The 13,113-nt window shown below is 33.5% G+C and carries 10 protein-coding genes; 3 read left to right on the top strand and 7 right to left on the bottom strand.

The window, feature by feature from the left end; genetic code table 11:
• Positions 1-55: 55 nt before the first annotated feature.
• Positions 56-610 (bottom strand): thioredoxin family protein, encoded by a 555-nt coding sequence (locus B2741_RS07035; RefSeq protein WP_291136824.1) that lies wholly within the window; start codon positions 608-610, stop codon positions 56-58.
• 159 nt (positions 611-769) lie between these two features.
• Here B2741_RS07035 and B2741_RS07030 point away from each other — a divergent pair, with 159 nt between their 5' ends.
• Entirely contained in the window at positions 770-1,789 is a 1,020-nt protein-coding gene (locus B2741_RS07030; RefSeq protein WP_291136821.1) for a quinone-dependent dihydroorotate dehydrogenase, read from the top strand.
• Between the two features lie 19 nt (positions 1,790-1,808).
• Positions 1,809-2,672 (top strand): hydroxymethylglutaryl-CoA lyase, encoded by an 864-nt coding sequence (locus B2741_RS07025; RefSeq protein WP_291136818.1) that lies wholly within the window; start codon positions 1,809-1,811, stop codon positions 2,670-2,672.
• On the opposite strand, the gene B2741_RS07020 is transcribed toward B2741_RS07025, so the two are convergent.
• Entirely contained in the window at positions 2,669-5,170 is a 2,502-nt protein-coding gene (locus tag B2741_RS07020; RefSeq protein ID WP_291136815.1) for a cation-translocating P-type ATPase, read from the bottom strand. The genes B2741_RS07025 and B2741_RS07020 overlap by 4 nt on opposite strands.
• A gap of 114 nt (positions 5,171-5,284) precedes the next feature.
• On the opposite strand from B2741_RS07020, the gene guaB reads away from it, so the two are divergent.
• Complete coding sequence (gene guaB, locus B2741_RS07015; protein ID WP_291136812.1) at positions 5,285-6,757, top strand: IMP dehydrogenase; 1,473 nt, start codon at positions 5,285-5,287, stop codon at positions 6,755-6,757.
• Between the two features lie 76 nt (positions 6,758-6,833).
• Here the strand turns inward: guaB and B2741_RS07010 are convergent, their stop codons facing one another.
• The 5 genes from B2741_RS07010 to purB all read right to left on the bottom strand — a co-directional run bounded on the left by B2741_RS07010 (position 6,834) and on the right by purB (position 13,086).
• Complete coding sequence (locus tag B2741_RS07010) at positions 6,834-7,343, bottom strand: CAP domain-containing protein (protein ID WP_291136809.1); 510 nt, start codon at positions 7,341-7,343, stop codon at positions 6,834-6,836.
• A 1-nt stretch (position 7,344) separates the two neighbouring features.
• Entirely contained in the window at positions 7,345-8,523 is a 1,179-nt protein-coding gene (locus B2741_RS07005) for a hypothetical protein (protein WP_291136806.1), read from the bottom strand.
• A 117-nt stretch (positions 8,524-8,640) separates the two neighbouring features.
• Positions 8,641-10,878, bottom strand: coding sequence for a cation:proton antiporter (locus B2741_RS07000; protein ID WP_291136803.1), 2,238 nt, complete (start codon positions 10,876-10,878; stop codon positions 8,641-8,643).
• Positions 10,879-10,949: 71 nt separating this feature from the next.
• Complete coding sequence (locus tag B2741_RS06995; RefSeq protein WP_291136800.1) at positions 10,950-11,729, bottom strand: polysaccharide deacetylase family protein; 780 nt, start codon at positions 11,727-11,729, stop codon at positions 10,950-10,952.
• Positions 11,730-11,742: 13 nt separating this feature from the next.
• Positions 11,743-13,086, bottom strand: a complete 1,344-nt coding sequence (gene purB, locus B2741_RS06990) for an adenylosuccinate lyase (RefSeq protein WP_291136798.1) — start codon at positions 13,084-13,086, stop codon at positions 11,743-11,745.
• Between the last annotated feature and the right edge of the window lie 27 nt (positions 13,087-13,113).

Below are 13,113 nucleotides of genomic sequence, written 5' to 3'. Positions count from 1 at the left end.
TCAAGACTAAAAATTATAGTTTGACAAAGGTAAGCAAAGCTTTTGGATTAGTAAATTATTTCCACTTAATATTACACCCAATACTCGGTTTCTGCTCTGGATTAATCAGTCGATTTATAACCACACCATCAATAGCGCTTCTTAAATCGGAACCACTTAATGGAATACCATTTGCTGGTCGGCTATCATCTAATTGGCCTCTATAAACCAATTTATTTTGATTGTCGAAAAGATAAAAATCAGGCGTACAAGCCGCATCATAGGCTTTCGCAACTTCTTGTGTTTCATCGAATAAATAAGGGAATTCAAATCCGTTTTCAAAGGCAAATTCCGTCATTAATTCTGGTGCATCTTGAGGATATTTTATTACATCGTTGCTTGAAATTGCTACAAAACCAATGCCTTGCACACGATAATCGTTCACCACTTTTAGCACTTCTTCCATCACATGATGCACAAACGGACAATGATTGCAAATGAACATAACAACGGTTCCTTTTTCGCCTTTGCAATCTTCAAAAGTTTTATATTCATTCGAATTAGTATCTTTCAAATTGAAATCAGGAGCAATTGTACCCAATGGTAACATGTTAGAAGGAGTTTGTGCCATTTTGAAATTAGAATTTAGAAATTAGAATTTTAAACTTGTTCTTGCAATTGAATTTGTTCTTGCTAATTATACGCACCAAATCTTTTATTGTTACAAAATGCGTCAATACTTTTTTTTGGAATAGCATTTTCTTACTTTTGCAGAACAACACAACATATTATGTACAAACTATTTATTCGTCCGTTACTTTTCTGTTTCGATCCAGAAAAAGTGCATTATTTTACCTTTTCATTCATTCGTTTTCTGAATAAAATTCCAGGTTTTTCAAGCTTATTTCAATCGCTTTACGAAGTAAAAGATGCTCGTTTAGAAAGAGAAGTTTTCGGAATTAAATTCAAAAATCCTGTCGGATTAGCTGCTGGGTTTGATAAAGATGCGAAGTTATACCAAGAGTTATCGAATTTCGGTTTCGGATTTATAGAAATTGGAACACTAACTCCTGTTGGACAAGAAGGAAATCCTAAAAAACGATTATTTCGGTTGAAAGAAGACAATGCGATTATCAACCGAATGGGTTTCAATAATGGCGGTGTTAAAGATGCAGTAGAACGTTTGAAAAAAAATAAAGGCGTTTTAATCGGTGGAAACATCGGAAAAAATAAAGTTACGCCAAACGAAGAAGCGGTGAAGGATTACGAAATCTGTTTTGAAGCTTTGTTTCCGTATGTAGATTATTTTGTGGTCAATGTGAGTTCGCCAAACACACCAAATCTTCGTGAATTGCAAGATAAAAAGCCTTTGACAGAATTATTGCAAACACTTCAAGATAAGAACAATGCAAAACCAAAACAAAAGCCAATTTTACTAAAAATCGCTCCCGATTTAACAGATGAACAACTATTAGATATCATAGATATTGTAAACGAAACTAAAATTGCTGGCGTAATTGCTACGAATACTACGATTTCTCGCGAAGGTTTACAATCGGAAAACAAATCAGAAATGGGTGGTTTATCTGGAAAACCATTAACCAAACGTTCTACAGAAGTAATTCGTTTTCTTTCGGAAAAAAGTAATAAGTCGTTCCCAATTATTGGAGTAGGAGGAATTCATACCGCTGAAGATGCGATTGAAAAGTTGAATGCTGGTGCAAGTTTAGTGCAACTTTATACAGGATTTATTTATGAAGGACCTGCTTTAGTGAAAGCAATCAACAAAAAGATTTTGGAAAACAGCTAAAATTTCTATCTTTGAAGCTATGAACGAAATCAAAATTATCGAATGTCCACGCGATGCCATGCAAGGCATTAAACCTTTTATTCCTACAGAGAAAAAGGTAAAATACATACAATCGTTATTGCGTGTAGGCTTTGATACTATTGATTTTGGAAGTTTTGTGTCGCCAAAAGCGATTCCACAAATGCAAGATACGGTTGAGGTTTTAGCTCAATTGGATTTATCGGCAACGAATAGCAAATTATTAGCCATTATTGCCAATACACAAGGCGCTCAAAATGCTTCTGTTCACAAAGAAATTCAATATTTAGGTTTCCCTTTTTCAATTTCGGAAAATTTTCAAATGCGAAATACACACAAAACTATTGCTGAAAGTTTGGTGACATTACAAGAGATTCTAGAAATCGCAGATAAATCGAATAAAGAAGTGGTTACCTACATTTCAATGGGCTTTGGAAATCCGTATGGAGATGCTTGGAACGTGGAAATAGTAGGCGAATGGACTGAAAAATTGGCGAATATGGGTGTGAAAATTCTATCGCTTTCTGATACTGTTGGAAGTTCAACTCCAGAAGTTATTGATTATTTGTTTTCAAATTTGATTCCGAAATATCCAAACATTGAATTTGGAGCACATTTACACACCACACCAGACAAATGGTTTGAAAAAATTGATGCGGCTTACAATGCAGGTTGTCGTCGTTATGATGGTGCTATTCAGGGTTTTGGTGGTTGTCCAATGGCAAAAGATGATTTAACTGGAAACATGCCAACAGAAAAATTATTATCGTATTTCACTACCAAAAGAGAAAATACGAATACGAGTCCAATGAGTTTTGAAAGTGCTTATAATGAAGCGACTAAATTATTTGGCGAATTTCATTAATTCGATTTTCTTCGCTTAAAAAATTTATAAATTTCTACCCAAAGCACCGAAATACTTCCCACTAAAACACAAATTCCTATTTGGGAAACACTTACCATTTCAAACAAGAAGAACTTTGAAAAAGCAGGAATAAATAGCAATAATCCAGTCATTAGAATTGTGATTCCAATGATTAATCCCACTAAGTTATTTTTGTACTGAATTGTTTTAAAAATCGAATAATAAAACGAACGATTCGCTAATGTTAATACGATATTAGAAGTGATTAATGTTAAGAAAATCAAAGTTCTAGTGCCGTTTTCGGACATATTTTCTCCCACAGCATATTGATACATAAATAACAATCCTAACGTAATTACTAAGCCTTGAATGATGCTAATCAATACTTCTTTCAAATTGAAGAAAGTTGTGGTTAGTGGTCTAGGTTTTTGTATCATTAGATTGTCTTCCATAGGTTCGTTTTCGTAAATTATGGAACAAGTTGGACCCATAATAATTTCCAAGAAAATAATATGAACTGGCGTAAAAATATTCGGATACATCCAGCCCAAAGCCAATGGAATAAATACAATTAAAATAATCGGAATATGAATTGAAATGATGTATTGAATCGCTTTTTTGAGGTTGATGTAAATTTTTCTTCCCATTGCGATGGCATCCGTCATTTTTTCGAAATTATCATCTATAAGAATTAAATTGGCGGCTTGTTTGGCAATTTCGGTTCCTTTTTTACCCATCGCAATGCCAATATGTGCCGATTTCAAAGCAGGTCCGTCATTTACACCATCACCTGTCATGGCTACAATTTGATTATTTGCCTTTAAAGCTTGAATTATTTTAAGTTTGGCTTCTGGAAACATTCGAGTAAAAATGGAGGTTTGCATAACTTTTTCTTTTAAAGTCGCTTCATCCATTGCCATTAATTCGTCGCCATTCAACACTTTATCTGCATTTTTAAATCCGACTTGTTTTGCGATGGTTGAAGTAGTTTCAGCATTATCTCCTGTTACGATTTTTACTTGAATTCCCGCTTTGTAAAACGTTTCAAAAACTGCTTGAATATTGTGTTTTGGTGGATCATAAAAAGCAACCAAACCTTTAAAGTTGAATTTTAATGCTTGTTGGCTTTCAGGATAATCCGTTCCTGAAAAGTCAGAAACTCCAACGCCTAAAACGCGAAAACCTTTGCAAGTCATTGTCTTCATAGCATTCAAAACCTGATTTTTTTCAACTTCACTCAAATGGCTTACTTCGATTAATGCTTCAGGCGCTCCTTTTGCAGCGATGATTTTTTTACCCGATTTGTTTTCGAAAATATGCGTCATCATAGGAGGTTTTCCGCTTAAAGGGTATTCGTGAACCAATTTAAAATTTGGTCTTTCGTCGTCGCTTTCAAAATTGGAATACGCTTCATGAATCGCAATTTCCATCGCATCAAATGGAATTGGTTCGCTTGACCACATGGCGTAATTCAAGACTTCTTCGGCTTCTGTTGTTAGTTTTTCTTTCGTATCAATAATTGTATCAGAATCAAAAAGATACAACTCGGCCAAACTCATTTTATTTTCCGTAATGGTTCCAGTTTTATCTGTGCAAATTACGGTCGCGCTTCCTAAGGTTTCAACGGTTTTGGTTTGTTTGGTAATGATTCCCATTTTCATCAAACGCCAAGCACCTAAAGCCATAAAAGTGGTGAATGCTACTGGAATTTCCTCAGGAATAACGCTCATTGCTAAGGTTAATGCTTTCAATAAACTATCTAATAATTCTCTAGAATTGTAATAATTAATGCCCCAAACGATTCCGAAAATCACTAAACCGATAATTGACATTTTGGTAACGAAATTGTTGATTTGAATTTGCAAAGGCGTTTTTTCGTCTTCAATAGCATTCAAACTGGAGCCAATTTTTCCTAGTTGGGTGTTTTTTCCAATTGCTGTTATTTCACAAATAGCAAGTCCAGATGCCACAATTGTACCTTGAAACACTTGTTTATTTTCAGATTCATTTGATTTAAAAACCGATAAAGATTCGCCTGTTAAAATAGATTCGTTAACCGAAAAATCGTTGGAGGAAAGTATAATGCCGTCAGCAGGAATAAAAGCACCTTCTTCCAGCTGAACACAATCACCAATTACAATTTCTTCGGTTGGAATTTCGATGATTGTACTGTTTCGAATGACTTTACATTTGGGTTGTGATAATTTTTTTAAAGCTTCAATCGCATTCCGACTTCTGGATTCTTGAAAAACAGAAATTGCAATTACAAAGACAATCGCAATGGCCATAAAAATGCCATCACCATAATCTCCAGTTATGAAATATATACTCGTTGCGGTAAACAATAAAAGAAACATAGGTTCCTTTACAATGTCTAATAACGAATTTAAGAAGTGGTTTTTTTTAGCGTGTTTAAGAGAGTTAGTGCCGTGAATTTTTGCGGATTCTAAAACTTCTAAATCGGTTAAACCTGTACTTGTTTTTTTAGAATCGCTCATTGTAATTGAAATATTATTTATGCAAGTTACATAATTTATTCTTAAAAGAAATAGATTATTTGTCTAAGTTTTACTATATTTGCACGCAATTTAACAACAACTACAAATTGCACCATGAAAGCACACACAACTAAAATCGTTGGCGAAGGTCTTACTTACGACGATGTTTTGCTTATTCCAAATTATTCAGAAATTTTACCACGCGAAGTTAGTATTCAATCGAAGTTTTCGAGAAATATTACTTTGAATGTTCCTATCGTTTCCGCAGCAATGGATACGGTTACCGAAAGTTCTATGGCAATTGCTATGGCACAAGAAGGTGGAATTGGCGTGTTACACAAAAACATGACTATTGAGCAACAAGCAGCGAAAGTAAAGAAAGTTAAACGTGCAGAAAGCGGTATGATTATCGATCCAGTAACATTGCCTTTAACAGCAACTGTGGGTGATGCGAAGATGGCAATGAAAGAATTCAGTATTGGCGGAATTCCAGTAGTAGATGATAACGGAATTTTAAAAGGAATTGTTACCAATAGAGATTTACGTTTCGAAAAAATTAATACCCGTTCTATTTTAGAAGTAATGACTTCTGAAAAGTTAGTAACGGCTGCTCAAGGAACAACTTTACAAGAAGCCGAAGGAATTCTTCAAGAAAATAAAATTGAAAAATTACCTGTAGTTGACAACAACAATAAATTAGTGGGTTTAATTACCTTTAGAGATATTACCAAATTAACGCAAAAACCCATTGCTAATAAAGATAGATTTGGTCGTTTACGTGTGGCTGCGGCTTTAGGTGTAACAGCTGATGCAGTAGATAGAGCAACGGCTTTAGTAACTGCAGGTGTTGATGCTGTAATTATTGATACCGCTCACGGACATACGAAAGGTGTGGTAGGTGTGTTAAAAGCTGTAAAAGCAAAATTCCCAGATTTAGATGTAGTTGTAGGAAACATTGCTACTCCAGAAGCAGCATTATATTTAGCTCAAAACGGAGCTGATGCAGTGAAAGTTGGAATTGGTCCAGGTTCTATTTGTACAACTAGAGTTGTTGCAGGTGTTGGCTTTCCACAATTTTCAGCAGTTTTAGAAGTTGCTGCGGCTTTAAAAGGAACAGGAGTTCCAGTTATTGCAGATGGTGGAATTCGTTATACAGGAGATATTCCAAAAGCGATTGCTGCGGGTGCTGATTGTGTGATGTTAGGTTCACTTTTAGCAGGAACTAAAGAATCACCAGGAGAAACGATTATTTTTGAAGGAAGAAAATTCAAATCATACCGTGGAATGGGTTCTGTTGAAGCGATGCAAGAAGGTTCTAAAGACCGTTATTTCCAAGATGTAGAAGACGATGTTAAGAAATTAGTTCCAGAAGGAATCGTGGGGCGTGTGCCTTATAAAGGAGAATTGAACGAAAGCATGCAACAATTCATCGGCGGTTTAAGAGCCGGAATGGGATATTGTGGAGCAAAAGATATTCCAACGTTACAAGAAAACGGACGTTTCATTAGAATTACAGCAAGTGGAATTGGCGAAAGTCATCCACACAATGTAACGATTACAAAAGAAGCTCCGAATTATTCGAGATAATTTTTAAGTATTCAGTGATCAGTCACAGTAATCAGTAAAATATAAACCTGATAGTTTATAAGCTATCAGGTTTTTTTTATTTTGCGCCAAACATTTGCACCGCATAAATTTTCTTGTTTTCCCAATCAATGCTAAAACCAATTTCTGTGAAATTATATTTTGTTTCTGAAATATTCTTGTAATGATTCGGTGATTTCTTCCACAGATTAAACATTTTTAAGGCTAAAATATCTAAATCTTCGTCGGAATAAATTTGGTTTTTAATTCCTGTAAATAATAGATTTTCACCCACTAAAACAAACGAATTTCCGCCATAGAAATAAACTCGTTCTTTTGGACTTTGCTTTTTAGCATCAGTCTGTTCGTGCGACAAGGTTTGAACTTTTGCTATGTATTTGGCATGGTCATCTGCTGCTTTTTTCAAATAAGGGTCCAAACCAAGTACTTTTCTGTCGTTATTGGAACGCTCTTCGTTTACCAATTGATACAATTTTGTTTTCAGTTTTTCCAAATCAATTTTGTTTTGATTTTGACTGAAACTGAATGTGGAAAGTAGAAGTATGAATAGGGTGAAATGGGTTTTCATGTTAGTTGGAGATTAGTTCTTGCTTTAATTTATCCAAAGTGGTTTCTTTTAACTTAAGGTTGAATTCAGTATTTGAATTTCTATCGATATAAAATTTGTCATAAAAGATTTTATCTTCATTATTAGTATAAACGATTACTTTAATTTTTCCTTTTATCCTTAATTCAGGATAAACGTAATCAGAATTAAAATTATATAAATAATGGTTAATTAATGATTTTTGACCTAAATAGTTATAAAAAATAACATAATCACTATCGAAAAGTTTGTCATTGTTATTTATAGTTACTTTTTTCAACTTCTCATAATCTAGGATTCTATCAATATTAATCCAACCTAATTTGTCTGACGAAAAACTAGAGATTTCTGCCATTGAATTATAGAATGCATCTCTGTTTTTTATTCTTTTTTGCTTTTCTTCTTTTGTAAGTCTTTCATTATTATTGATATCTCGATATTTATCGTATTTTAAATCATGATTCAATTCGTCAACAACCACCATTTGATTGTTATTGATGTTCTCTTTTAATTCGTTTTCTTCTTCCTCTAAAATTTTTATCAATTTTAAAGAATCAATTTTTTGAGCAATTTTTAGACTATCTAAAGTTGTTTCTTTAAAAAAACCACCAGCATTATCTTTTCCAACACTAATTCTAAATGCACGATTTCTTAATATATCTGGAAATAAAACTTTTATCTCAGTTTTTGCTAACTCCCAACTAAAAATAGAATCATTATCGTTATAATAAATATTACTATCCGCTAATGGTTTGTTTGGAATTGTAACATCATAAGATTTACCTTTTTTGATTCTCAATTGTTTATCACCTTCTTTAAAATTAATATAAAACATTCCCGAAGATTCTAATAATTCGTCTTTATTAGTTACAGTTGATAAACCATTTAAAATCATATCTTCTTTTGAATAAAACTCTTTTAATTCAAAAGTGATTTTTCCATTAGTATAATTTTCAAATAAATCTTTTGTAATCCAAATTTTTGTTCCTTCTTTCCCTGAAATTAAAGTGTCATTTTTTAGAATAAACTCAATCGTTTGTAACTTATTCGTTTTTAATTGGGAAGAAATTGCAATTGAATTTTCTTCAATTGGTAAAGACGTTTTTTCTTTTTGGCAAGATAATATTGCAATTGAAAAAAGAAGGATATAAAATGCTTTCATAAAGTTTGTTTTGAAAGAAAAATCAACTTTCATGCCAAAATAATCCAAGAGATTCCTTCGGAATGATAAACGTCACGGATAACTAAACACTGTGATTGCTAACTGAATACTAAAGAATTACCCTTTCAAAAACTCATTAATCTTTTTTCTATCACCGGCAATCCATAAAATATCATTGGATTCTAAAATCCAATGCGACTCTGGGTTTAAGATACGTTTTCCGTTGCGTTCGATACCTACGATGATGCCGTGTGTTTTTTCTCTAATTTGCGATTCTCGGATGCTTTTTCCAATGCAAACACGGTTTTTAAGTTCTAATTGTTGTAGAATAATGTCTTCTTTAATGAAAGCTTCTGGTTCGTCGATTTCGTGCTTGTCTAAATAGTTTTTAAATAGTTTTACTTGTTCATCGGTGCCAATTACGTTGATTTCGTCACCAGGGAATAAACGTTCGGTTCTTATTGGAATATTAATCGTGACATCGCCACGTTTGATAGACGCAATATTGATTCCGAATTGCTCTCTAATTTTCAATTCTTCTAAGGTTTTGCCTGCTAAATTAGATTCTTTTGCAATAATTAAATCGGCCATGTGACCATCCCAAGGCGATAATACATTTTGACGTTTGTTGGCTTGTTTTGTGATTTCTCTGTCGTTGAAATTTTTCAAAAAATGACCTTCGATTTTGTTGTAAAAAGCATGCAATCGTTTCGGGAATAAAATGTATGATGCAATTCCAATAACTAAAGCAATTATGGCGATAACCGGAGAGAAAAACTCATTCAATACAAATCCGAAATAAAATAAGGTTAGTGCAATTCTAAAAAATACTAAAACAATAATTGGTCCTTGATATTTTCTCACTTGCATTAATTCTTGCACTTGTTCCACTGCCACTCTTCGCAACGATAAAGCCCATAAAAAAGGTGATAAAATGACAACCGTTATTAGAGCAGCAATGGCATTTCCAAAACGGGAATCTTCTACTAAAGGAAGAATATATTTCGATGAAAGTAAAATAATCGCCACAATAATTATAGAGTGAATGATTACCTGAGTTAAATACGCTTTTAATACAATTTGCCATGTGCTAACTGATTTAATTGCTTCGGTATTGGCGCTATAACGTTCGATTTTTTTAACCCATTTTCTTGGTAATTTTTTTTCTAAAAAGATGGATAAAGGCGTTGAATATTTTACCATGAAAGGCGTTGTAAAGGTTGTAATGGCAGAAACAGCTACTACAATTGGATATAAGAAATCGCTCGTTACATTTAACGTCATTCCTAATGTAGCGATAATGAACGAAAACTCTCCAATTTGAGATAAACTCATTCCAGTTTGAATGGATTGTTTCAGCGGTTGACCCGAAAGTAAAGCGCCAATGGTTGAAGAAAGCGATTGCCCAAGAATCACTACTAAAGTTAGAATTCCAACAGGAAATGCATATTTCATCAACATTTCAGGATCAATTAACATTCCGACCGATACGAAGAAAACCGCACCAAATAAATCTTTTACTGGTTTTACCAAATGTTCAATGTGTTCGGCTTGTGTGGTTTCTGCAATAATGGAACCCATGATAAACGCACCAAGAGCAGGTGAGAAGCCTACATTAGCGGCAAATAAAACCATCAATAAACACAAAGCCAATGAAACAATAAGTAACATTTCATCGGTTAAAAGGTGTTTTGCTTTTTTTAGTAATGTTGGAATGAAGAAAATTCCAGCTACAAACCAAATGGTTAAAAAGAAAATTAATTTTAAAACGGATTGAAACAATTCACTTCCAGAAAATTGCTGACTTACCGCAACGGTAGACAATAAAACCATCATTAAAATGGCTAAAATGTCTTGTACAATTAACGCACCAATTACATTTCCTGCAAATTTTTGCGTTTTTACGCCTAATTCGTCAAAGGTTTTTAAGATAATTGTAGTGGAAGAAATGGATAAAATAACACCCAAAAATAAGCTATTCATTTTGCCCCAATCCATTAATTGTCCTACGAAATACCCCAAAGCTACCATAGTGATAATTTGGGTTAACGCTGTTATGGAAGCTGTTCCACCTACTTTCATTAGTTTTTTAAAACTAAATTCAAGTCCTAAACTGAATAAAAGGAATATTACCCCAATTTCTGCCCAAACGGTGACACTATTCATGTCTTTTACTGTTGGGAAAAAATCAAACTCGCTTCCTGCTAAAAATCCAGCTACCAAATAACCTAAAACCAACGGTTGTTTTAAAAGTCTAAAAATGAGTACCGCAATGGCTGCAGTGACTAAAATTAGTCCTAAATCGCTAATTAAATTGGGTAAATGAACTGTGGAGGCAGTAAGAAATATTGGCATACATTTGAATTTTTACTAAAATAGTGAAAAGCGTTCAGTTTTCAAAATTTCAATTCTTTATGCTCTTAATTTTATTGTTTTTTTAACGAATTTAGTTCTTGAAGTGTATAAAATTTCATTTGGTTTGAAACCACAAATTGACAAATCATTTCTAATGTTTTCAGTTCTACTTCATATTCTTTTGTAGCCTTGCTAACTGGTTTGTGTCCGTAAAAAACGACTATTTTATTGTGCTTTTTAGCGTAATTTAAAACTTTAGTAATGTAATTCAGATTGAAATGTTCGTAATTGCTGTCAATTCCAATTCCGTTTGCAAGTCGAGTTCCGTTGTAGAAATTAGCGTTATCGGCTACTTTTTTGCCACCTTTTGCTGTGCCTCTTATGATATCGAAATGTTTTTGTAATTCGTAGTCTAACGTTTGTGTTTTGGCTCCAAAAGGATAAGCAAACGATTTAATTTCGATGCCTTCTTTTTTAAATGCTTCGATTAATGGAAAAATTTCGACTATTAAGTATTGCTGTTTGTTGTTTTTTTTAGCGAATTCTTTTGCATTGAGATGACGAAATCCGTGACCAGCAATTTCGTGCCCTTTGTTTTGAAGTTCTTTTAAATTTGAGATATCTGAAATAGAGATTTTTTCAAAATTACTTACGCAAAATGTGGCTTTCCAATTGTATTTTGCGAGTTGAGCATCTGCTTCTTTCCATTCGTTTACAAAGTAATCGTCAAAGGTAATGACGACACCTGCTTTTGAATTTGTAGTGATGATTTTGGAAGATGAACAAGAATAAAAGAAAAAACCTATCAGTAAACTAATGGAGATTAATTTTATACTGATAGGTTTTGGCATATTTTAAAAGGAATTAAATCCCCAAATAATTACTTGGTGTAATTTGCATTAATTCCGTTCTCACTTCTTCAGAAACTTTTAAAGTCCCGATGAAGTTATGAATGGCTTCTTTGTTAATTACAGTATTTGTTCTAGTTAAGTCTTTTAGAGCTTCATACGGATTTGGATAACCTTCTCTGCGTAAAATTGTTTGAATTGCTTCTGCAACAACCGCCCAATTTTTCTCTAAATCTTCTGCAAATTTTTCTTCGTTCAATAACAATTTATTTAAGCCTTTCAAAGTAGCTTCAAATGCAATTAACGTGTGTCCCATTGGTACACCAATATTACGTAAAACCGTACTATCTGTTAAATCGCGTTGTAATCTTGAAAGTGGTAATTTGGCTGAAAGATGTTCGAAAATCGCATTCGCAATTCCTAAATTTCCTTCCGAATTTTCAAAATCAATTGGATTTACTTTGTGTGGCATTGCCGAAGAACCAATTTCTCCTGCTTTGATTTTTTGTTTGAAATAATCCATTGAAACATACGTCCAAATGTCTCTATCTAAATCGATTAAAATCGTATTGATTCGTTTTAAAGCATCAAAAAACGCTGCAAAGTGGTCGTAATGCTCAATTTGTGTTGTTGGAAACGAATGGTGTAATCCTAAACTATTTTCTACGAAATCGCTTCCAAATTTTCTCCAATCCGTTGTTGGATACGCCACTTTGTGTGCGTTGTAATTTCCGGTTGCACCACCAAATTTAGCTGCAAAAGGAACGTTGAACAACAAACGCATTTGCTCTTCTAAACGTTCTACGAAAACTAAAATTTCTTTTCCTAAACGAGTAGGAGAGGCTGGTTGGCCGTGTGTTCTGGCTAACATTGGAATATCCTTCCATTCCATTGCTAATTCTTTTAATTTCGCAATTACGCTTACTAAACCAGGTAAATATACGTTTTCAAATGCTTCTTTTGTCGAAAGTGGAATTGCCGTATTGTTGATATCTTGAGAAGTCAATCCGAAATGGATAAACTCTTTATATTCTTGTAATCCCAAACCATCAAATTTCGATTTGATGAAATATTCCACCGCTTTTACATCGTGATTCGTTGTTTTCTCAGTTTCTTTAATCCAAAGTGCATCTTCGGTTGAAAAGTTCTTGTAAATGGCTCTCAAAGAATCGTAAATTGATTTGTCAATTTTGGCTAATTGAGGTAAATCAGCTTCGCGCAAAGCAATAAAATATTCAACCTCTACCAAAACTCGGTATTTAATTAAGGCTTCTTCAGAAAAATAAGGAGATAATGAAATAGTTTTGCTTCTATAACGACCATCAATTGGCGAAATAGCGTTTAATTCTGTTAATTGCATTTTGTTGTGTGTTGTTTAAAGAAGTGC

Source organism: Flavobacterium sp. UBA7663 (assembly GCF_002483315.1).
Taxonomy (GTDB): domain Bacteria; phylum Bacteroidota; class Bacteroidia; order Flavobacteriales; family Flavobacteriaceae; genus Flavobacterium.
The sequence above is the reverse complement of the archived record's forward strand: the minus strand, read 5'-3'. Positions and strand labels throughout refer to the sequence as shown.

Coding starts and splice junctions, on each gene's coding strand:
- B2741_RS07035 (WP_291136824.1), bottom strand. CDS start 610: ATGGCACAAACTCCTTCTAACATGTTACCATTGGGTACAATTGCTCCT.
- B2741_RS07030 (WP_291136821.1), top strand. CDS start 770: ATGTACAAACTATTTATTCGTCCGTTACTTTTCTGTTTCGATCCAGAA.
- B2741_RS07025 (WP_291136818.1), top strand. CDS start 1,809: ATGAACGAAATCAAAATTATCGAATGTCCACGCGATGCCATGCAAGGC.
- B2741_RS07020 (WP_291136815.1), bottom strand. CDS start 5,170: ATGAGCGATTCTAAAAAAACAAGTACAGGTTTAACCGATTTAGAAGTT.
- guaB (WP_291136812.1), top strand. CDS start 5,285: ATGAAAGCACACACAACTAAAATCGTTGGCGAAGGTCTTACTTACGAC.
- B2741_RS07010 (WP_291136809.1), bottom strand. CDS start 7,343: ATGAAAACCCATTTCACCCTATTCATACTTCTACTTTCCACATTCAGT.
- B2741_RS07005 (WP_291136806.1), bottom strand. CDS start 8,523: ATGAAAGCATTTTATATCCTTCTTTTTTCAATTGCAATATTATCTTGC.
- B2741_RS07000 (WP_291136803.1), bottom strand. CDS start 10,878: ATGCCAATATTTCTTACTGCCTCCACAGTTCATTTACCCAATTTAATT.
- B2741_RS06995 (WP_291136800.1), bottom strand. CDS start 11,729: ATGCCAAAACCTATCAGTATAAAATTAATCTCCATTAGTTTACTGATA.
- purB (WP_291136798.1), bottom strand. CDS start 13,086: ATGCAATTAACAGAATTAAACGCTATTTCGCCAATTGATGGTCGTTAT.